Raw genomic sequence first — 21,332 nt, 5'->3', positions numbered from 1 at the left:
CTATGATTGCACTAAAACTTGCTTTAATCCTGGCGATAACCGTTCTTGAATTGACAATTCATCGACCACTGGTTCAAGCACATCCTATTCAAAAATTAGCAAGTCTTAAACAAGATCCACCCGTTCGGGATAGACCGAATAATGATCGCAAACCTGCCGGAACTCGTGGACCTTGTGAACAGACAGAACAACCGTTTACACCGTTATTACCCATTACCGACTCCGGCGTCAAGTTTTCTGGCTTTACATTAAAAGCTTACCCCACATTTTGGTTTTATATTCCCTATCCAAGTAACACAATTAATCGAGGATCATTCGTTCTAAAAAATTCACAGGATGAGACTCGAAACTATCAGGTTAGTTTCCAGCTTCCAGAAACACCAGGCTTTGTCAAAATCAGCTTACCGATTACTGCCATTCCCCTAGAATTGAATAAACAATATCGTTGGCAGTTCACCCTATATTGTACATCCAATGATCCGACGGATTTATCTCAAAGCATTTGGCATAACGGCTCAATTGAACGCCTTGATCCTCAGCGTTTAGAACCTCAGACAACAACAGCGTTGGTAATGGATCAGATGAAGTTTTATCAAGATAATCGTCTTTGGTACGATATCTCAGCCGATTTAGTCCAAATCTATGACTTTCCTCTGGCTTGGCGTTATTTATTAAGAACGATAGATTTGGAGGAACTCAAAAAAGAACCGATCGCAGGTTCCGTACAGCCTATTGGTGATTCTAATGAAATCTTAGGAAACCGGGAATAGTGGAATCTGGGGGAGTCATCTTCCAGACGCGCCATGGCACGTCTAGAAACAAGGACAGCTTGTGCTATCCGTTAGCGAACAATACAAACACCCCCGACTTGTACGGTACAAGCTTCTGGTTTTTTCACAGGTTCTAGACTCTGAGTACGGGCATTGTAAGTATATTCACCCGCCGGAAAAACTCGGTTAGGATCGGCACAATAGCGATAGCTTTGTCTACCTTCGGGATAGGAGATAACGACTAAAGAATTGGTTGCTGGAGGACAGGTATCGAGTACATTTAATCCATACTCGTCTTCCAATTTTTCTTGGCGAGGATCGGTTGTTTGATTAGCGGCGGTTTGAGTTCCCGGACGTCCCGGCTTTAAGGTTTCCGTACTCATGTCGTAGGTATATTGTCCCGCTGCTAGAAAACGGTTAGGGTTGGCGCAATAGGTATAGGTTTGATCCGATTCCGGAAACGACACAACCACTAACGAACCCGTCGCCGATGGACAGTTTTCCAAGACTCTCAATCCATACTCATTTTGTAGTAGTTGTTTTCGTTTATCTGGGGTTTGATTTGAAGAGGAGGGTTGATTTGAGGGATTATTAACGATAACTCCAGGTGTAATTCCGGAAAGGGAAACCGTATATCTACCTCTGGTATTATTGTCACCTAAAACGAGGAGTTTATATTCACCACTGATGGGGACTTGATAAACTAACAGATTGGTTTTGTCATTGTAGGCGACTTGGTTGCCCGTTTGTGAGGAACTCAGGACTAAAATGGGTGAGAGAGTACTACCTTCTTCGGGTTTAACGCTGATGCGAACGGTATCTCCTTGTTGGGCATTAAATCGGTATTCTTCACCAGCGGCGGTTTCCAGGGGGGCGTTGGGTACTAAATCGTTGCGATAGCGGAAGCTGGAAGAGTTGGTTTGGATAAACCCCCTAACGCTATCATTATTGTCTAGCATCGTGGCGGCGGTGGCGGTATGGGTAAGAATGGATAAGATGAATCCGCTGATAGCGACTGGGGTAGCGATTCGATTAATCACGGTTTGGCTAAACATGGACGCTGAAAATGCTCAACTTTAGGTACGGAAAGATTCTATCAAAGAAAGACTCCTATTTTATCGCACTATGGGGATACATTAGTCGTAGGGTGGGTTAGGCGGGAGTATAATTGAGGTGATCGCCTTTTCATGAACAATCCGCCGTAACCCACCGATATTCAGGTCGAAACTATTTTTGAATAGATTGAAAACGTTGGGGTCAAAGGCGTCATTGAATAAAGGGCGCACGTCGGTGCGCCCCTACAGGGATTGAATGGTGGGTTGGGTTATGAGAAATAGGGATTATTTGGCAATTTTGGGTCCCATCCCCATTTTACCGGCATAGATGGCGCGATCGCCGAGTTCGTCTTCAATCCGGAGTAGGCGGTTGTATTTGGCAACTCGTTCACTGCGACAGAGGGAACCCGTTTTGATTTGACCCGCACGAGTGGCGACGGCTAAATCCGCGATCGTGGTATCTTCGGTTTCGCCAGAACGGTGAGAGATAACGGAACGGAAGCCATTACGAGTGGCGAGTTCAATGGTTTCTAAGGTTTCGGTTAATGACCCAATTTGATTGAGCTTAATTAGGATCGAATTCCCAGCCGCTAAATCAATTCCCTTTTGCAAGCGAGTGGGGTTGGTGACAAATAAATCATCGCCAACTAATTGGATGCGAGATCCAAGTTTTTCGGTCAGCAATTTCCAATTATCCCAATCGTCTTCATGTAAGCCATCTTCAATGGAAACAATCGGATATTGACTGACTAATTGATCCAGATAATCAACGAGTTCGCTAGGGGAATGAGAGGAGCCTTCATAGAGATATTGCCCGTCTTTGTAAAATTCGCTGGCGGCGACATCCATGGCTAACGCCACCTGTTCCCCTGGTTTATACCCGGCTTTTTCAATCGCGGCAATCAGAAATTCCAATGCGGCTTTATTGGACTCTAAGTTCGGCGCATAGCCTCCTTCATCACCTACACCCGATAGCAACTTTTTCTCTTTCAAGACTTGAGACAGGGCGGCGAAGACTTCAGCCCCCCAACGCAGTGCGTCTTGAAAGGTATCAGCACCCACGGGGACAATCATAAACTCCTGAAAGTCTACATTATTATCCGCATGGGCACCACCGTTAATCACATTCATTAACGGAACCGGGAGAAGATTGGCAAGGGGTCCACCTAGATAGCGATAGAGGGGAAGTTGCAATTCATTCGCGGCGGCTTTGGCATTGGCGAGAGAAACTGCCAGGATAGCATTGGCACCCAGTTCATTTTTATTTTGGGTTCCATCCCGATAAATCATCGCCTGGTCAACGGTTGCTTGGTCTAGGGCGTCCATGTCCAGGAGTTCGGGGGTAATTTTCTCTTTGATGTTACGGACAGCCTTGAGGACGCCTTTCCCGTTGTAGCGATGAGAATCACCATCTCGCAGTTCGTGGGCTTCAAAGGAGCCGGTAGAGGCACCACTGGGAACTTGCGCCAGTCCCAGGGCACCACTGGCGAGGCGAACTTCGGCTTCCACGGTGGGACGTCCCCGCGAGTCCAGGATTTCTCTGGCGTCAATGGCTTCAATCGGAGATTCGGGTTTATCTAACATACTGTTTCCTCTAAGTTGCAATGACTCCAGGGTTCAGGATACGTCTGAAGTCGTGGACAAACAAGCAGACTTAAGGATGTTTTCGATCCCCAGCGCTCATATCCGGACTTATGATCGGGTATGCGATCGCAGTTTTGTTAGAAGGTAATTCACAAAGAATTTGCGAAAGTATCCATATTAGCGGTTATTAGCTGGTATTTACCTGCGGGTTCTCAATCGCCGATAACGGTAAAACCCACCCCTACAACTCAACTTGTTGGTACTAATCCTCATCGCCATCCCCAGGCGGATTCCCTAAATACAACCGTACAAACTCTTCCGCCGCCGTCTGATTAATCTGGTACAGCGCATCTCGGAGTTGAATCACCATCTCAGCGCCGGGATCTCTCACTTCATGTACCCAGCGATAAATATTGGAACGTCCAATCCCCATCTTTACCGCCACTTGGTTTTGGCTAATGCCGTAATTGTCTAACACCTGCTTGAGGGCTTTTCCTGCTCTTCCCATGCCCAAAATTGTGTCAGATGTGGATTCAACCGTAAATGACACCGATTGGCATACGTTGCGCTACACTTGATGTAGTCCAATCGGTGTCATAATACCCATAGAAGGTAAACCCTCATGTCTAAAGACTTTCTCCCAGATCCCCAAGAAACCTCAACCACTTCACCCAACCCCGAACGCGAACCTGTGCAAATCTTAGTCATTGGTTCCAGCAGTGGGATTACCAACATCATCCACAGTCTGTACGCCCACCACTTCGCCCAAATCAGTGAATGGAGTCCTAGTAGTGCCTGCGCCCGTTCCTGGTAAACTGATGCGGATGCTCATCCGTTACGTTCCCAGGCAATAGCAATGTCAAAAATAAGGCACGGCATTGCCGTGTCCCTACGTGAATATTGAAACCAGAAGCCCTAAATATTGAAGCACGTTGTTTTGTAATACAATGAAGGTCAGTAGACCCAGCCAATTATCAGTATTTATGCTCAGAGTAATCTATGGATAGTGGAAAATAACAAACTTTAAATAGTTTAGATGAAACTTAAGAAATGAATCCTATAATGCAATCAGCTTTGCGAATGGAAGCTAAAGTTTTACCCGGCAATAAAATCGAAATTGACTTACCACCTGATACCGTATTAAATACAGCCGGAAACACCATTGAAGTAATTCTTCTGTTGCCAGAAAAGTCAACCAGATCGACGGAGCCATCGATTCTGGAAATATTGGCAGAAATTCACTCTCAGCGCCCCTCTAGTCGAAACCTCGAAGAAATTAATCGAGATTTGCAAGCGGAAAGGGATACATGGGACAGCTAAACTTGCCTGACTCTTCTAGAATATATATTGACACGGTTGTTGTGATTTATGCCGTTGAACAAGCTCCGGTTTATGGTTCATTTTAAAGCATTTTGCGATCGCTAATTTGAATCAAGTTTGAATCAAGACGTTGAAAGGCAGGTACTGTCATCGTAGTCTAAACTCCAGGTAGATTAAAAATTGAGGGGGTCTGATGAAACTCTATTACTTTCCGAAAACACGCGCCATGCGTCCTCGGTGGTGTCTAGAAGAAATGGGTATTCCCTACGAGTTAGTGCGGGTAGATATCACTCAAACGGACAAACAAGAGTATCAAAAGTTACACCCCCACGGCAAAGTTCCAGTTCTAGTGGATGAAGATGTAACCATTTTTGAGTCGGCGGCGATTTGTGCTTATCTAACTGACAAATACTCAGACAAAGGATTAATTCCAGCCCCAGGAACATCAGCACGAGCGTATTATTATCAGTGGCTTTTTTATGCGATGGTGACATTAGAGCCACCTGTGGAGCATTATATATTTCAGGCGCTACCGGATTTGCCTGAAAAGATATCGCCACTGAAAAAACGTTCAGAACTCTCGATGGATGAAACCTTGGCGTGGTTTGCCCAAGTTTCTGAACCGTTAAAAGCCGCGCTTGTGGGTCAAGATTTTCTGGTCGAGAACCAATTCACGACAGCGGACATTGTGACTGGAGGCGTTTTGATGTGGGCACTTCAATTAGGAATCCTGGACAATCATCAAATTCTCAAAGCTTATGCTGAGAAACTCAGGCAAAGGGAAGCTTTTAGGGGAGCTAATGCAGATTTCGATGTTAAAGACTAACATTCGTCCTTAGCCCTTCAGCCCTTCGTTAAGGAACTCTTAACAAGGTAAGGTAGAGTTTTGAGTGAAATTACAACGGAAGTATGTCACCTTCATAGGTTAAGTTTCGTTCCTCAACCCAACTCTCAGTTAGCCTGTTGGGTTTCGCCATCGCTCTACCCAACCTACGAGAACGACAGGATTACGATCAAGTTATGAACGTTAAACATATTAAGCTGCTAATGGAGCAGATTAAAGCATTTTGCGATCGCTGGCAAGTGACAGAATTTTCTTTATTCGGTTCTGTCTTGCGAGACGACTTTCGCCCTTCTACTTACGCAGACACACCACTGATGGGGGTAAAGGTGCGTTACGCTACGCTAACACACCCTACTGGATTGACACAGCTAAAATTGTGGAATAGATTTGACCATTGAATCGGGCGCAAGTCTTTGCGCCCCTACGGTTTTGCGGCTAATGGTTAATTCATCAAATAAGGTGTGCCACGCCACTACAAATAGAGCTTTTGCGTAAGTCCTAAAAATGAGATACCGATTCTAATTGAGGAGTTACGATTAAGAGTGCCAAGAGAAGAATAAACCCAATTTGTTTTACCTAAACTTAGGTGGAAGTTCAGCCGGAGGCGGAGAATCTGCACCTGGAGGAAGGGGAGGTGAACCGCCTGGTGGTATGGGTAGCGGTGTTGGTTCTGTTCCAGAGGGTGTCGTTCTCGGTGAGGGTGACGGTGACGGTGAGGGGGGTGTCTGCGTTTGTGCAGCAGAAGTGTCTCCGGGTGGAGGTGGAGGATCAAACGTTGGTAATCCGTTAGCTGTGTCTCCTGGCGGAGATAAGGGAGTCATTTCCACAGGTTCTGGAGGCGGCGGTTGCACCGTTTCTATAGTGACTGAACGGCTTTTTTGTTCCCCGGCTTCATTCGTCACTTGCAAGGTAATTGTTTCCGTATTTGGTTCTGGACTAAGTTCATAAGGCAAAGTGCCTTCGGGTGGCACAGTTCCGGGTGCGGGTAGAAGTTCAATTTTGAGATCTCTGCCTCCCTCAACTTTCCAGGATAAGGGTACAGGTATTGCTTGATTTCCAGAAATTGGTATCACAAACTTAGGACGAGTTAGGGTTTCTACACCACCAACTGTAAATTCAACAATATCAAAGGGAACAGGTTGGGCTTCAATTTTAATCGGATCAGTTTTTTGAGCGGGTAATTCTTCGGCTTCTCCTTGTTGGGGAACCACGATTAATTCAAAAATATAGGTTCCAGGTTGGCGCACACCTGTGGCAAGATTCATGCAAACTAATGCCTCATCTTGTATTTCACAGGAGTCTTGGAGGGGTTGAGGAATTCCTTGGCTAAAATCAATTGATTGCATGGGAAAGGTGACAATTCCCTCAGGATTGCGCCCTACCAGTTTTAAGAGTCTGATTTGTTCGGGGTGATTAATTTTCCAATTCAGTAAAATACCTAGGTCTTCCGGTTGCGGCTGATCTTCAGGTGAGTTATCATCATTAGCCGTTGGACTAGCTTCTTGGTTTGCTGCTTCTGGGTTGGGCTGAATGACTTCTTGATAGACGGGTTGAGTTGAGGCAAATTCTTCAATCTCAGGAATTGGAAACGGTGTAATTTTAACTGTATTCGTTTGCAGTTCCTCTAATTCTCCCCTCTTTTTCCCTTCAGAAATTAGCGTCAGTTCAAATACATAATCCCCCGGTTCGCGAGCATCCGTTGGCACGTTCTGGCAATTGAGAATCTCATCGGTTGTGCAGAAACGCTCTAACTCGTTGGGAATCCCCTGGCTAAAATTGTAGGCAATTGGACCACTGGTGACCACCCCATCTGGCGATACGCCTTGTATTTTTATAGTTTGGATGCGTTTGGGGTTGGTAATTTCCCAATTCAGGCGAACATTTTCCTGATCAGCCGCCGAGTAATTTTTTCCTGCTGGCGCAAATTCAATAATTTCCGGGCGAGGTTTAGGTCTAAGCAAGAAAAACCACAGCAGGAATATTAATGCCCCAATCAGTCCGACTATACCTAAAATAACTAATAGAAATTGCCACCACGGACGCCCTTCCCAAATTAAAGTACCTTGGAAACGATTGTTAATTAGGGGAAACTGTTGTAGATCTTCAATTTCAATAACAAAGTTTAAAACTCGCCCGTAGAAGGGTCTACGCCACCATTTCTGGCTGGGTTGCACCTCTAAATTCGCGATCGCATACCCGCCAGGGGCGAGGCGCACTTGGGTGGGTATCAGGGTATAGGTGCAAAGATCATCACCATCGGCACTTTTGGCGATGAGGGCAATGTCGCGGGTAATATTGCCGCCGTTATACAGTTGTAACTCGAAAACACCAGACTGATGGCTGACTTTACTGACTAGGGTGACTAACTCGACAGTTAACAGGTAAATCGGCATTACCTGGAGGTAAATCGCATCGAGTAGCACCAAGTCGGGATTATTCAGGGAATAGAGACGCACGGTGGGGGAATAAATCGTCGCCCAGGTATCTACAGGTGGGGTGATAATGAGCTGGATTAGACCCTTTTCACCCGGATTCAACTCTAAGCCATCCATCACCCGCACCACTCCGGTGTCGGTATAGCCTTCGGGATAAATCACCCTATACCAAATCGGGGCTAAATCCGGACAGGTTAAGCGAAATTGATCCACACGATCCGATCGGTTGTGAACCAGAACCTGAACCTCTAAAGGTTCTCCCGGTTGCACCACCGCCGGGACAGCGGAACTTGTGATCGGGAGTAGAGAGAAGGTGGGATCATTAACCCGGATGGCTTCTTGGACAAAAGGCAAGACTTGCAGCCGTGCTTGATGCTGGATGGGTGTATCTTCCGGGTAATGCTGCTGGGCATCAACCATCAGCAGATAATTATAGGTACCCGGTGTTGCATCCAGTGGTACCGGAATCTGGAACACCACCTCACTACTTTGTCCCCGCCCTAATGCCAGACGTTCGTAAGGGGAAATACACCACTCGTGCAGGAATTGGGAGGTTTCATCGATATAAATCTCAATTAAGGCACTTTGATTCCCCTCATTGGTAATCGTGACGCACAACTCAAACGTCGAACCGGGTGTAATTGGCGCATCCCCAGAGGGATTCACAATCATGGACAGAGGTTTTCCCGGTGTCAGCGCTTGCTGAATCATCTCGGAAAACGGGCTACCTTGTCGTCTCATTTCACTGCGATAGTAACGGGGAATGCCTTCAACTTGTATTTCTCGGACAAAACCCTCTTGAACTAACTCATCTAGTTCTATGGCGATCATCTGTTCGTCTTCATTCAGGTGATCGGCTATTTCGGGTAGGGTATGCCCTTCCTCGCGACGGATAAACAGAGCAATTTGCCGTTGACGTTCCGGAAGTGCCAAGATATCAGCAATATTTATTGTTTTACCACCATTTGCCGAAGGATTGGATGGATTGCTATTCATAGTTTCCCTTTCCCCTCTGGGTTTGACCTCTCCTCCTGCTGACTTCCAAGGGCTAAACCGATTCTTTCTACGTTCAGCATGGGTGGAGCGACAACTGTATTAATGTTTACAGCGTTCACTCTGACAATTAAACCGCAAGGGAGACGGAATGTCAGCTATTGTCATCTATCCTAGGTTAGTAGTAGGCACGAAGCGTACCAAAAGCGCTTTAGCGCTTACTCCAAACTACGCGATCGCAGGTTGTCCTTAACCGATGAACGAGAGTGGCTGGTATTAAGAAACAAGTCGATCCATTGTACAAGAGTGCGATCGCAGATTCTCATTCTCAGATATTGTAAAGTCTGGGGTAGGGAATGCGATCGCGACTTTACTCAAAACTTGAAACGCTTTCGCGTTGGGGGTTTGACGGGTTTTGGGAGGGAGTGCGATCGCTCTTTTCATGAGCAGTCGCCTAAAAGTTCTAGGGGAAACAGGCGGGCTAAAATCGCACAGTCTCACCTAAACCCAGCCAATCACATCCCTAATCTGAGTTCTAGCTTGGCAAGAAAACAGTTTTAAGTCCACTGTCGCCCAACCTCCTGAATCGCACGAGCTGTGGCGGCTAATGCTTCCTTGCCACCAAAAGCGATGATAACAGGACTTAATGCTGAGATATCTTCTAGTAGGTCTTTACGAGTACGGTAAGCTAAAACGTCAAGGCTCTCTTTCCAGAATGGAAAGTCAAAATAGGAAGGTTTAAGGTTTGGTAGTAATCTACCGAAAGCCTCAGTGCGGTATTCCTCAGAATGTATAGATCGTGCTGCTTCTAGGGCTTGAGATAGTAAAGTCTCAGGTAAATGGGGTGCAATTTTACCCAGAACTACGGCGCGGTTTCTCTCATCTTGTATAGCCCGTGCGGCTTCTAGCGCTTCAGGTAGAATCTCAGGTAAATAGGGTGCAATTTGCCCCAAAACATAAGCGCGGTATTCCTCAGAATGTATAGCCCGTACTGCTTCTAGCTCTTCAGGTAGAATCTCAGGTAAATGGGGTGCAATATTACCCAAAGCTATGGCGCGGCAAAACTCATCTTGTATACCCCGTGCTGCTTCTAGCGCTTGAGATAGTAAAGTCTCAGGTAAATGGGGTGCAATTTTACCCAAAGCTATGACGCGGTATTCCTCATCTTGTATAGCCCGTACTGCTTCTAGCGCTTCAGGTAGAATGTCAGGTAAATGGGGTGCAATTAAACCCAAAGCTATGGCGCGGTATCTCTCAGAATGTATAGCCCGCGCTGCTTCTAGCGCTTGAGATAGTAAAGTCTCAGGTAAATGGGGTGCGATTTTACCCAAAGCTATGGCGCGGTCTTCCTCATCTTGTATAGCCCGCGCTGCTTCTAGCGCTTCAGGTAGAATGTCAGGTAAATGGGGTGCAATTAAACCCAGAGCTATGGCGTGGTATTCCTCATCTTGTATACCTCGTGCTGCTTCTAGTGCTTCAGGTAGAATTTCAGGTAAATAGGGTGCAATTAAACCCAGAGCTTTGGCGTGGTATTCCTCATCTTGTATAGCCCGTGCTGCTTCTAGTGCTTCAGGTAGAATCTCAGGTAAATAGAGTGCAATTTTACCCAGAGCCAAGGCGCGCTCTCTCTGAGAGAGTATAGCTCGTGCTACTTCTAGTGCTTGAGATAGTAAAGTCTCAGGTAAATGGGGTGCAATTAAACTCAGAACACAGGCGCGGTAATGCTCCTCTTGTATAGCTCGTGCTGCTTCTAGCGCTTGAGATAGTAAAGTCTCAGGTAAATAGGGTGCGATTTTCCACAGAGCTATGGCGCGGTATCTCTCAGAATGTATAGCTCGTGCTGCTTCTAGCGCTTCAGGTAGAATGTCAGGTAAATAGGGTGCAATTTTCTCCAGAGCATAGGCGCGGTATCTCTCAGAATGTATGGCTCGTGTTGCTTCTAGCACTTCAGGTAGAATGTCAGGTAAATAGGGTGCAATTTTACCCAGAGCATAGGCGCGTAAATAATCAGAGTTTATAGCCCGTGCTGCTTCTAGCGCTTCAGGTAGAATGTCAGGTAAATGGAGTGCAATTTTACCCAGAGCTATGGCGCGGTCTCCCTCAGAATGTATAGCCCGTGCTGCTTCTAGCGATTGAGATAGTAAAGTCTCAGGTAAATGGGGTGCGATATTACCCAGAGCTATGGCGCGGTCTCCCTCAGAATGTATAGCCCGTGCTGCTTCTAGGGCTTGAGATAGTAAAGTCTCAGGTAAATGGGGTGCAATATTACCCAGAACCTGGGCGCGGTAATGCTCCTCTTGTATAGCCCGTGCTGCTTCTAGGGCTTCAGGTAGTAAAGTCTCAGGTAAATGGGGTGCAATATCACCCAGAACCTGGGCGAGGTATCTCTCATCTTGTATAGCCTGTGCTGCTTCTAGGGCTTCAGGTAGTAAAGTCTCAGGTAAATGGGGTGCAATCTCACCCAGAGCTTCTGCTCGTCTCCCAGGATTTTGTTTCTGTTGAGCATAAGCTAAACCCTGTTCTGGAGTCCATATCTGCTTCTCCACCAGCGCTGCCATTAACTCAGGTTGGATATTGTCTGCTAAAGAATTAAGAGATGCGAAAATCAAGGCATAGCGACACTGGAGTCCAATGGATTCTGATGGTTTCTCCTCATACATCTGTTCTGCTAATCGCCAAGCTCGTGCCACATCTGTGACAAAGTTGCCCAGTTTTCCTATGCGATCGCACGCCTCATACCACGCATTACGCCCTTGAGGTGTTGAGGCTTGTAAAAGTTGATGTAATTCTTGGGATTGACCTGCTTTCTCTAAATGCCATGTCAAATAGTTATGAATATAACCATCATTCGATAACGTGTACCATTGTCCATTTTCAGTCTTAGCACGGTAACGCTCTAGAAACGCAGCATGAGCCTCTTTTAATCTTAATCCCAGTCCTGGTAAATCCTCAGAATAAACCGGGTTAACACTATCGGTTAACAACTCCTTAGCCCGGTCATGCATTAAATCATGGATGCGATAAGTCGGTTTCTCTCCCGGCTGCACGGCTCCAGATAACAACAGTGCTTTAGAACGCAGTGTTCGCAGAATCGCTCCAGCTTGTCGCGGTTTCACCTGCCAGAGAACGGCGGCTGTTTGTTGTCCAATAGAAACATCTTCGGGTAAAACGCCTAACCAAGCAAACTGCTGTAATTGTTCCGGAGATAACTGCCGTAAACTCAAGTTAAATGATGCGTTTAAGCTCAGACGCTTACGAGTCTCTTCACAACTAGCACTCCCAGCACCACTATTATCTAACGTCTCCAGTCGTGCAACTTCAGCCTGGAAATCTTCTAATAATTCCCACCAATCCACACCCTCAGCAATTTGAGCCGCCGCCAGTTCTAAAGCCAATGGCAGATACCCTAACGCCTTTGCCAAGTCTAGAGCTTGTTTCTGCTCCTCCTCTGACATCGGCATTCCCGGTCTACATTTATTCAACAACTCCAGCGCCTCGGCTGGACTCATAATGTCCAAGTCATAGCGAATAGCTCCCCGCACAGGAGCCTCACGAGTAGTTACCAAAACCCGACAGTTTGACCCACCCACTTGGAACAGTTCTACATCTTCCGATTTCCAAGCATCATCGACAACTAATAAACTACGTTTGTCATAAAGTAGGGTTCTTAGATGCGTCGAAGCGGCTTGGGGAGTGGTTGGTTTGTAGTCAAAGTCTCCTAATGCGTGAATCCAAGTCGCCAGAAATGAGAGGATATCCGGTTGTTGACCCAGCGTTACCCAGAGAATCCCATCGGAAAAGCGTTGATGAATATCAGGATCATGAGCCAGTGCTGTGGCTAACACAGATTTGCCAATACCACCCAGTCCATAGATAGCACTCACCACTAACGTTCCCGGTGTGGTTTCTTCCGTTTCTAGGAGGAATTTTTTCACGTCCCGACGCGGTTGGGAGCGCTCGACAAAGTTGGGAGGTAATGGGGGAGCTTGGAAGGGTTTTCCTACCCATTTGGGTTTAGTGCCAAAATTAACAGTCCCATAATTCTGGAAGCTGTTTTGATTCCCATGAACCTCACCAACCGCCGTACCAATTGTGTTTTGATTGCCAGAACTACCGATATGACCTTGATTATCAACACTGCCAACATCGTCACCAAAGGTATATTCTTTTTTAGAGTCTGCCATTCGTGTTAAAACCTCACCGAGTTGTTATTGAGCTTGATTTAAGCCAAAGAATCATCGATTAATTGCGTTATCTTTATCCTCTAGTCTAGCTTTAAGTCGTGGTTGAAGTGTTATCGCCCCCGGTTAAGTATTCCCTCCAAACTGGGTGTGGAGTGAGGATAACAACTCTCCACTACGGCATTTCACCTGGCTGCGGGTTCTTCTAGGGCTCGCATCCCTTACTACAAGCTAGATCGCACTTCTTTTGATAACCACGATTCACGACATACCCCTTTCCTATTTCTGTATCTTTCGCTACTGACATTATCTTTAGCTTGGCTCAATTCCGTTTCGGCTAAATTTGTCAATCTATGATAATTTAAACTATTCTTTCCCCCAGAACGGTTTAAATTTTTCAATCATGCTTCCATCTCAACAAAACGTCATAATTGCTCTTTCTTGACCCCTTTTGCGAAATTATCTACGAATTTTCAAGGGTTACAGCCATTGTGAGATGAGTGTGCGATTTTCAGGTATATTATCTATGGTGGGTTTATTTTAGGCAAAATTAATCTCTACACGGCTAAAATCCTTGAAGCTTTGTAACACTTTGTATAATCGTCTGGTTTTCGTCTCACTCCCCATGTCCCCTTCGACGCATGTATTTTTTTAAACTTTAGATAAAAATCATTACTAAGTCTTGACAAAAACACAGATTACACCGATAGTCTGGCGCAGACAGAACATTGAATCGTGAGAGACACAGATTGACACAGAGAGGTAAATAATCTCCCAACAATTCTTACATCGTCTCCCCATTGAGAACTAACGCCTCTGTGTAATCAGTGCTACCAGCCTCCCACCTCCCACCTCTACCGTTCCTACCAATCAGAGAAATCAGTGTTACCATCCTTATTCAGCCAGGGAGTGCCATATCCAAACAGGCGATCGCAGATTAAACTAAGAGGCGGTGCAAGACTCGCCATCTGTCGTTATCGTCCTCTCCCAACCCGCTCAGGAGCAAGTATTGATGATTCGCCTGCCTAACAACCACCCAATTTTCAAGGGTTCGAGACTATGGTCAATGGTTGTGGTTTCAGCATCCCTCGTATTGCCCTTGATGCTAGCTCAATCCTTTTATTCCGGTTCTCAACCGATCGCATCCTCTCCCCAACCCTCTTCGGAGCCATCACCTGAATCGGAAGTCCCACCGCCGCCAAATCCGTCCCCGGCTGAAGTGGAATGGCGTCATCGTCTGGTTGCCCAAAGTCTTTCCTGGCAACGTCCCTCAACTCCTGTTCCCAAGGCAACCCCATCTCAATCCTCTACTCCTCAAGATACCGCCAAAACTCCAACCTCGGCGGCTCAATCACCGACAGCGAACCAAACCACTCAAACCTCAGCCCAAAAACCCCCCACCCCCCTACCGCCCAAACCTAACGCCCAGACTCAAGCCCAAAGCCCACCCCCGCAATCCCCTCCCGCCGCTTCCGAAAACTCAGCCAAATCAGAAACTCCTCCAGCCAATGCAGCCAGCTTAGAGATGCGAGTTGCGATCGCGACTGGGGTGAGTTCCCTAAATGTTGGCACATCTACCGCCGGAATCGTGGTGGATGCGAATGGCAAGACATTAGGAAAACTTGAGGCGAACGAAGGAGTTAACGCTCAACCCAATGGTTCTTATCTTCGCATCGGTGAATGGAAAACCCCAGGGGGCGTTTGGCTTAAACCCACAGGTGGCGGATTTGTTTTTGTCAATGGACGGTGGTATCGGGGGGATTTACTCTTAGTATCACGAGGGGATGGTCTACTTGCCGTTAATTATATTGAGCTTGAGACGTATCTAGCCAGTGTCGTCGGTGCAGAAATTTATCCCAATTGGCCCCCCGCTGCTCTGAAAGCCCAAGCGATCGCCGCTCGTTCCTATGCGATCGTGCATTATATTCGACCGGCTAATCAGTTATACGATTTGGGTAATACTCAGCGTTGGCAAGTGTATAAAGGAATTGAGTCGGAGTGGAATACCACAACTCAAGCGGTTCAACAAACCCAGGGAATGTTTCTCAGTTATAAAGGGGGCGTCGTGGAATCGTTATACGCCGCTTCAGATGATATTGTCAGTAATGTTTTTGGCGGTCAAGGAATGAGCCAAAGGGGTGCTTATCAGTTGGCGATGCAGGGGTATGATTACAAACAAATTTTAGCCCATTATTATCCGGGTGCGGGGTTGTCGTGGATTGAGGATCATGAAGGGGATACAAATTAGGGAGCGTTGATTTGTATAACCAGGAAATAAATTTCCGTTGTAGAGACGTTGCATGCAACGTCTCTACACATTGGGCTGGGGGTTGAAACTTTTGCCTACCCTCATCACAGCACTTATTCAACAAGCCCTAAGTGTTGCTCTCGAAAGGTGAAATTATTTACAGCCAAGGCTAATTATAAAAATTGTTTAAGTTAATAGGGCTTACACACAGAATCTATCTATATGTAGGGTGTGTTAGCGAAGCGTAACGCACCTTGACCATCACTTATGGTGGTGCTGCGTAAGTCCTGTTTAAGTAACAATATTTTGGGTATCTTGCCATATTTGGATCAATTGTAAAAGTTCTTGATACCGGGATATATACAATAACCCAAATCTATCCTTTAACCTCAATTTCAGCCTCTTAAGTATGCGACTCTTAGATCTTTTAGCCGTAATAGCTGTGAGCAATTTCAAAATTAGATAATCTCTGTAGTGAGGAATTATATCCTCATTGTAAAGCTTATCGAGAAAATCCGTTGCCACAAAAATGACGTAATCTGCTGAAGTTCGTTGATCCTCAAGAACCTTCAGCACGGCTAGGTATTGAGTTTTAATATTCCATTCTGCCTGCCTAGCCCCTTCCAGTAGAATGTCTGCATCAACGATAGTATAGTTATATCCCCAGTAGATTAATTGTAAGATTGCATTACGGTACTTTTCTTCATTAATAGACTTTTGCTGTAGACAATATTTCAGAACGACTTGAGTCCAAACTCCTCCTACACCTGACTCTGTATAAGCAAAGTAGCGCAGCCACTGGTCATCAGAGTACAAAATACGATTAGGTTCACTGGCAATCAGTAGAGTATCGACAGAAGAAAAGCCTAGTACTTCATTACGCTTTGCCCGTTCATCTCTACTAATAGTTAAGGCTTGCCGACAGGGTAAAATATAACAGTTATTTCGTACCCAGCAGATAAGTTGCTCAAAATAAGCTTTCCTTTTAGCCGCATTTTCTAGGGTAAATTCCTGCCTTACAAGTTGTCCGTTAATTGTACAAAGGATTGATTCACCGTCTGACTTAATGCCTTGACATTTTTCTACCTCCTGGCGTAGGAGATTGAGTGTAGACTGAGCAATGCCAAACTTGCCTAGCGTTTGTACAACACTATCTGCTATTCCCAGAATATAAAAAGTTAACAAGGATACTAAATCAATTATTACGAGTCCCCCTTTCTTGAGTCGAGCAAGGGAATCATCAAATTTTTCTTGGAAATTAGACCAACAATGGATGTATGGCTCAGAACCGTAAACCAACATCTCCCACAATTTAACTGGGTTTTTGTTGATAACAATAGCCAAAGTATTCAAGGGCAAGGGGATTTTTCCTGTGCGATAATCCGACTTCGCTCTATTGAAATTCTCTTCATGTTGTTTTAGCATTTCCTGCAAACCTTGGAAAAACTTAGGATCAATTCCATAATCCTCTGATATCGGGACAGGGACTGATCTAAATCCTTTAATATTAGGAAGTGTATCGAGTAAATCTAAACTTTGCTTTGCCGCCGCAAAATACTTGTCTTTTATCGCAACTATAGTTACTGTTTTTTTGTCCAGAATGCCAAATTCATCTTCTGCCAGAACAATCTCATCACCCAGATTTTTATCCAGTAATTTCTGGTATAGTGGTTGATTCCTATCCAACTCTTGTCGTGCGAGTTCAACATCCGGGCGGTCATCAAGGATATACCATCTCTCACTGTTGAATTCATCTCTTAGGAGTACGCCACAACCATTCGTTACCCGTTCTAGGCTATCTTTACAAGATTTTTCCAGCAACGGAGACGTTGCTATAGTCATTCCACTAAAAAGCATTTTTACGGGTAGCGTGTTTATATCAGACTCGTCTATATTCGGTATTTGTAACTGACGTTGCATTCCCTCGGAGTAGGAAATGACATAAAAGGCGTGTACCTGACCTTCTTTAAAGAAGCGTCGCCTTGTTTCATAAAGAACTTCAAAGCAATGATGCCATCGCTCCCTAACTTTGTAGAGCCAAATTAGGTTCTGGCAAGCTTCTAGTGATAGATTATCGATGCTCGGACTTGAATCAAGGAAACGATCTAAATCATCTAGGCAATCGGTATAATAGTTAATTAAAGCTAACCTCAATTGCATGGATACATCATCATAAAATAGTCTTAAATACTCGGTACATACTTGGCGAGCTTTGGGTAAGTCATCGATAATCTCATAGATAATTGTTGCCATCTCTGATACTTCAGCAATAGCTCCGTATCGGTTAAGCAGTTGCTGGCAAAGGTCAAGAGCAGCCCCATAATCACCACCATTGTAGTAAGCGGTGAGTAATCTGTGGGTTAACGGATTATTTAAGGTTTTATCGACAAAATGTTCATACACTTCTGCGGCATCGCGATAGTCTTTCAATTCATAAAACAGGAGATCCGCAAATTCCATCTGTCCGAGTAAATCGTTATTTTTACCGACCGAGGATTTTGCTCGATCAATTAATTCTGAAATATTTTCCTCTTCACCAGTACGTAGAGACAGTCGAATTTTACTGACGAGATAGAGAATGTTATTCGGCTCTTCATCAAGTAAGGATTTAGAAAGATGTTTGGCATTTTCGTAATCCGTTGTTTTTATATATAATTCTAACCACAACTGTTTAGCTGTGGTTTTAAAGTATTCATCATTATCTTTTGACAGAAAATCATCAAGTACATTCTGCGCTTCTGTAAATTGACCTTCTCCAATCATCAAACTGGCAGCGAGCAAAGAGGCTTCAGACGTTTCCCGATTTGCCAGAATTCTTTGTAGATACTTAATCGCCTGTACTTTGTCCCCTTTTTCATAGGCAAGTAAAGCACGCTGCTTGATCAGTTTAGGATTTTCCGGTTCTACCTGTAAAGCTATCTCAATATCCTGTATCGCTTCGTCTGGGTTTTGGAGAAGCCTTAAAACACTGCTTCTATTAACAATTGCCGTAAACTTTGTAGAAGTTAAATCACTGGTAATGGGATGAGTATGACCTAACACTTCAGTAAATAATTCTCTAGCTTGTTCCAATTTTTTCCGATTGACTTCATTAACCTGTCCAGCCCCAATGATAGGACAATCATGAACGACAAGCTTCATCAAGGTAATGCCCAATAAAACCTTAATAGTATTGGCATTTCCTTCGCTCTGATTAATGGCAGTTTGAAACCATTCCTCTGCCTGAGTATAGAGATTTCTATCCAAAGCTGCCTGACCCAAAGCTGCCATTACAGAGTAATTATTTCGGTATGGGGAAGGAACTTTATTAATAATATTTTCTAAGGAATCAGTGGCAGGACACATCTTGACGCGGAGACAATGGGCTATAGAATTGGCTGGGTTTTTCTGTAAGACATCCTGAACCAGTTTCTCCGCAAGATTGTACTCTTTCTGGAACATATATCCCACTGCTGCCAAAGCAAGAGCTTGTTCATCTTTTTCGTTGTACTGCCGAGCCTCTAGAAAGGCAGCAGCAGCTTCAGCAATCTGCCCAAGTTCCTGTCTAGCCATGCCAATATTGGCTAGCAGGCGATACTTGATAATAGCGTCCGCTTTATGCCATAGCTCTGTCTTGAGGTCAGTCAAGTATTCTAGAGCTTGTTTGGGTTTATCTTGGTTGAGCAAGTTGCACCCATACTCAATTCGGGAATGCCTTTCATCAGTGAGGTTTTCCGGTGTACCCCCGATTGGAGAAATTAGACTTTGGTTAATCTTGTCTAGTATAGCTAAGGATTGTTCTTGTACAAAATGAGCTTTTTCCTGACTGCTTGCGTGATCAGGCTTAACTCCCCAGAGTCGATGAGCCATATCCACATCAAGGGCGAATTTTAAGGGACGATTTTGGTAATTGAGTTGTTTTTCTCCTGCTTCTACAGCTTTTTCAAAAGTCAGTAGACCATCAACACGTCCTTGCCCCTCTGGTAAGTTTTCTGGTATCATGTTTGAGCTGTCAAAGCCAGTACATTCGACAAGAATGTATTCTTCAGTATCGATTAATTTACGTAGGACATCAACCTCAGTTACTGCTCCCTCTTTGAGCTTGAATAGTTGTGGACGTTCTAAGCTATCTGATTGAGAACTATCGTATCTTACTGAAACGGCAACTAGAGCGTGACCTTCAAGTAGTACGAAGATAGGTAATAATCGATGCCCAAGGCATAAACCACAAAACAGCAGAGCCAAATCCAGACAGGTTCCCTCTCTATTGCCATGGAGAATCTCATCTGGGCGACGGATTTTCTGACTTTCAGTTACAGTAATGCCTTTCTCAGCCGCATACCAAATCCCTTGTTCCTGCAATCTGTTGTACAGAAGTTCGATTACAGGGGTAAAATCATCAGGTGACTGCTGTCTGAGATCAAAAACATTCTGCTCTAAACGGAGCAGGTTAATTACATCTGGGTCAATAAAGCGAGCTATACCCACTTTGTCAATTGGATGCCATTCCCAGTTCATCAGTTACTTACCTGTGAGTGCAAAATATATAGTTATAGCCCAACTTCAAAGAAATCGTGAACAGCGTTTGGTGAGTCTCGTCTGTCCAAGTGTGGCGAGACTGTCAAACGGTAAATTCCTGGAGCGAGATCAGGAATACTCAATCGCCAACCCTCCTCATCTGCTTGGAAAGGCATTTCTACTATGGTACTCCCTGAGCTAACAGCATCTATCTGTCCGACAAGTCCCTCGATAGGTTGCTCATCTTTGTTTAGCCAAGCCTTGAACTCTATAGGTTCCTCTCTTACATAATAATCTTCCAGAGAAACACTCAAGATTGGGCGATTTCGAGCAATTAACAAATCCTCTGGTCCTCGAATTATCTTATGCTGGGCTTGTTGGCGACTCAATAGCTGATATATGTGTGATAACAAAATTTTGTTTTCTTGTAAGCAGGAGTGTCTCTCTCCAATTACTATTTCCCGAAATTTATTTGTTAGTTCAATAGGAACACTAGACACCCTCGGAACTGTTCCATCTCCAGTGTTCAGAGGTAAACTCATATCAGGGGCAGGACTTTCATCACAGAAAAGTTTTTCCTGAAACCAGGTAGCGGATTGTAGAGTGGGTTGTCCTATCCCAACAACAGGAATAATCTCATATCTGTTCTTTAAATAATCGGCATCTGTCTCGTGTTGCTCAACAGCCGCTTCAATCTCTCGGTGAAAAGCCAAAGCTTCTTCAGCATTTTTTTGATCGATATAAGGCAGCCCTGCTAGTTCTGACACTCGATAACTAGCCCCATTAGCATTGATTACGGGATAAATGGGCAACAATTGGTAAATAGAGGTGAAAGAGCGAACCAAAGCCGTCAAATCCTGTAGACCTATTTTGTGTCCGTTTGATAGATAGTTAAGTGCCAGTATAGATCCCCGATGAGGCGTGCCAAAGGTGATTAATAGGCGACAGTCGTACCATCCATTTAAAACCTCTAGGTAATAACGAGCTACTAGCCCACCCATACTATGAGCGAGTAGAATCACTTTGGCATCTTCAGCTCCACTATGATCGCGCCATAGCCGAAGTTTACAATCAATCAGCTTTTTGAGACGGCGTGCAGCTACCCGGTTATCACGCCGCCAATCATAAGGAAATTCAAAATAATTGGCTGGCTTATTGCTATCAATCTCACCGGGTATTATCTGAAAGTTCTCAGTGAACATTTTCCGGATAGCTTTATAGTCCCCTGTCTTGATGAGTCCAGCTATAATACCCGGTACAGTAGGGGTCTTCCGTAGTTAGTGTGCTAAATTGTTAGTTGGATTTGCCCAAGTATTGGACAGTAATAGCTTTAACCGTTTTTACCCGAATTTCAATTTATTTTGAGGCGATCAAAAGCTACAGCCTTTGTGTGGCAAAATTCCTG

At 44.9% G+C, this 21,332-nt stretch carries 15 protein-coding genes; 6 read left to right on the top strand and 9 right to left on the bottom strand.

Translation table 11 applies throughout. The features are described 5' to 3' along the window. Positions 1-2 precede the first annotated feature (2 nt). Complete coding sequence (locus RIG66_RS27410) at positions 3-770, top strand: DUF928 domain-containing protein (RefSeq protein WP_446382268.1); 768 nt, start codon at positions 3-5, stop codon at positions 768-770. Between the two features lie 71 nt (positions 771-841). Here the strand turns inward: RIG66_RS27410 and RIG66_RS27405 are convergent, their stop codons facing one another. The 3 genes from RIG66_RS27405 to RIG66_RS27395 all read right to left on the bottom strand — a co-directional run bounded on the left by RIG66_RS27405 (position 842) and on the right by RIG66_RS27395 (position 3,917). Then, positions 842-1,825, bottom strand: coding sequence for a hypothetical protein (locus RIG66_RS27405; RefSeq protein WP_446382266.1), 984 nt, complete (start codon positions 1,823-1,825; stop codon positions 842-844). Between the two features lie 285 nt (positions 1,826-2,110). Further along, positions 2,111-3,409: a phosphopyruvate hydratase gene (gene eno / locus RIG66_RS27400; RefSeq protein ID WP_446382264.1), complete on the bottom strand. Its 1,299-nt coding sequence runs from the start codon at positions 3,407-3,409 to the stop codon at positions 2,111-2,113. Between the two features lie 262 nt (positions 3,410-3,671). Continuing rightward, positions 3,672-3,917: a helix-turn-helix domain-containing protein gene (locus RIG66_RS27395; protein WP_446382431.1), complete on the bottom strand. Its 246-nt coding sequence runs from the start codon at positions 3,915-3,917 to the stop codon at positions 3,672-3,674. A 114-nt stretch (positions 3,918-4,031) separates the two neighbouring features. Here RIG66_RS27395 and RIG66_RS27390 point away from each other — a divergent pair, with 114 nt between their 5' ends. The 4 genes from RIG66_RS27390 to RIG66_RS27375 all read left to right on the top strand — a co-directional run bounded on the left by RIG66_RS27390 (position 4,032) and on the right by RIG66_RS27375 (position 5,971). After that, positions 4,032-4,223 carry a hypothetical protein gene (locus tag RIG66_RS27390; RefSeq protein WP_446382262.1) on the top strand — a complete coding sequence of 64 codons (192 nt, stop codon included), beginning with the start codon at positions 4,032-4,034 and terminating at the stop codon, positions 4,221-4,223. Between the two features lie 266 nt (positions 4,224-4,489). Continuing rightward, positions 4,490-4,729, top strand: coding sequence for a hypothetical protein (locus RIG66_RS27385; protein ID WP_446382260.1), 240 nt, complete (start codon positions 4,490-4,492; stop codon positions 4,727-4,729). Positions 4,730-4,922: 193 nt separating this feature from the next. After that, positions 4,923-5,555, top strand: a complete 633-nt coding sequence (locus tag RIG66_RS27380; RefSeq protein ID WP_446382258.1) for a glutathione S-transferase family protein — start codon at positions 4,923-4,925, stop codon at positions 5,553-5,555. 194 nt (positions 5,556-5,749) lie between these two features. Further along, positions 5,750-5,971 carry a hypothetical protein gene (locus RIG66_RS27375; protein ID WP_446382256.1) on the top strand — a complete coding sequence of 74 codons (222 nt, stop codon included), beginning with the start codon at positions 5,750-5,752 and terminating at the stop codon, positions 5,969-5,971. A gap of 174 nt (positions 5,972-6,145) precedes the next feature. Here RIG66_RS27375 and RIG66_RS27370 read toward each other — a convergent pair whose 3' ends face one another. The 4 genes from RIG66_RS27370 to RIG66_RS27355 form a co-directional block, all read right to left on the bottom strand. After that, entirely contained in the window at positions 6,146-9,004 is a 2,859-nt protein-coding gene (locus RIG66_RS27370) for a COG1470 family protein (protein ID WP_446382254.1), read from the bottom strand. 273 nt (positions 9,005-9,277) lie between these two features. Next, positions 9,278-9,445 carry a hypothetical protein gene (locus RIG66_RS27365; protein ID WP_446382252.1) on the bottom strand — a complete coding sequence of 56 codons (168 nt, stop codon included), beginning with the start codon at positions 9,443-9,445 and terminating at the stop codon, positions 9,278-9,280. Between the two features lie 113 nt (positions 9,446-9,558). Further along, complete coding sequence (locus tag RIG66_RS27360) at positions 9,559-12,936, bottom strand: NB-ARC domain-containing protein (RefSeq protein WP_446382250.1); 3,378 nt, start codon at positions 12,934-12,936, stop codon at positions 9,559-9,561. 65 nt (positions 12,937-13,001) lie between these two features. Continuing rightward, positions 13,002-13,148, bottom strand: a complete 147-nt coding sequence (locus RIG66_RS27355) for a hypothetical protein (RefSeq protein ID WP_446382429.1) — start codon at positions 13,146-13,148, stop codon at positions 13,002-13,004. Between the two features lie 986 nt (positions 13,149-14,134). Here RIG66_RS27355 and RIG66_RS27350 point away from each other — a divergent pair. Continuing rightward, positions 14,135-15,430: a SpoIID/LytB domain-containing protein gene (locus tag RIG66_RS27350; RefSeq protein ID WP_446382248.1), complete on the top strand. Its 1,296-nt coding sequence runs from the start codon at positions 14,135-14,137 to the stop codon at positions 15,428-15,430. A gap of 291 nt (positions 15,431-15,721) precedes the next feature. Here RIG66_RS27350 and RIG66_RS27345 read toward each other — a convergent pair whose 3' ends face one another. Together RIG66_RS27345 and RIG66_RS27340 are read right to left on the bottom strand one after the other, a co-directional pair. After that, positions 15,722-19,927, bottom strand: a complete 4,206-nt coding sequence (locus RIG66_RS27345) for a tetratricopeptide repeat protein (RefSeq protein WP_446382246.1) — start codon at positions 19,925-19,927, stop codon at positions 15,722-15,724. Between the two features lie 32 nt (positions 19,928-19,959). Continuing rightward, entirely contained in the window at positions 19,960-21,129 is a 1,170-nt protein-coding gene (locus RIG66_RS27340; protein WP_446382244.1) for an esterase/lipase family protein, read from the bottom strand. Positions 21,130-21,332 lie beyond the last annotated feature (203 nt).

It is taken from the genome of Coleofasciculus sp. E2-BRE-01 (assembly GCF_040221695.1).
Lineage (GTDB): Bacteria > Cyanobacteriota > Cyanobacteriia > Cyanobacteriales > Coleofasciculaceae > Coleofasciculus.
This window is presented reverse-complemented; position numbering and strand designations above follow the sequence as displayed.

Bases quoted from the DNA above. Each gene is read 5' to 3' on its own strand.
- RIG66_RS27410 (WP_446382268.1), top strand. From the start codon at position 3: ATGATTGCACTAAAACTTGCTTTAATCCTGGCGATAACCGTTCTTGAA.
- RIG66_RS27405 (WP_446382266.1), bottom strand. From the start codon at position 1,825: ATGTTTAGCCAAACCGTGATTAATCGAATCGCTACCCCAGTCGCTATC.
- eno (WP_446382264.1), bottom strand. From the start codon at position 3,409: ATGTTAGATAAACCCGAATCTCCGATTGAAGCCATTGACGCCAGAGAA.
- RIG66_RS27395 (WP_446382431.1), bottom strand. From the start codon at position 3,917: ATGGGAAGAGCAGGAAAAGCCCTCAAGCAGGTGTTAGACAATTACGGC.
- RIG66_RS27390 (WP_446382262.1), top strand. From the start codon at position 4,032: ATGTCTAAAGACTTTCTCCCAGATCCCCAAGAAACCTCAACCACTTCA.
- RIG66_RS27385 (WP_446382260.1), top strand. From the start codon at position 4,490: ATGGAAGCTAAAGTTTTACCCGGCAATAAAATCGAAATTGACTTACCA.
- RIG66_RS27380 (WP_446382258.1), top strand. From the start codon at position 4,923: ATGAAACTCTATTACTTTCCGAAAACACGCGCCATGCGTCCTCGGTGG.
- RIG66_RS27375 (WP_446382256.1), top strand. From the start codon at position 5,750: ATGAACGTTAAACATATTAAGCTGCTAATGGAGCAGATTAAAGCATTT.
- RIG66_RS27370 (WP_446382254.1), bottom strand. From the start codon at position 9,004: ATGAATAGCAATCCATCCAATCCTTCGGCAAATGGTGGTAAAACAATA.
- RIG66_RS27365 (WP_446382252.1), bottom strand. From the start codon at position 9,445: ATGAAAAGAGCGATCGCACTCCCTCCCAAAACCCGTCAAACCCCCAAC.
- RIG66_RS27355 (WP_446382429.1), bottom strand. From the start codon at position 13,148: ATGTTGGCAGTGTTGATAATCAAGGTCATATCGGTAGTTCTGGCAATC.
- RIG66_RS27345 (WP_446382246.1), bottom strand. From the start codon at position 19,927: ATGAACTGGGAATGGCATCCAATTGACAAAGTGGGTATAGCTCGCTTT.
- RIG66_RS27340 (WP_446382244.1), bottom strand. From the start codon at position 21,129: ATGTTCACTGAGAACTTTCAGATAATACCCGGTGAGATTGATAGCAAT.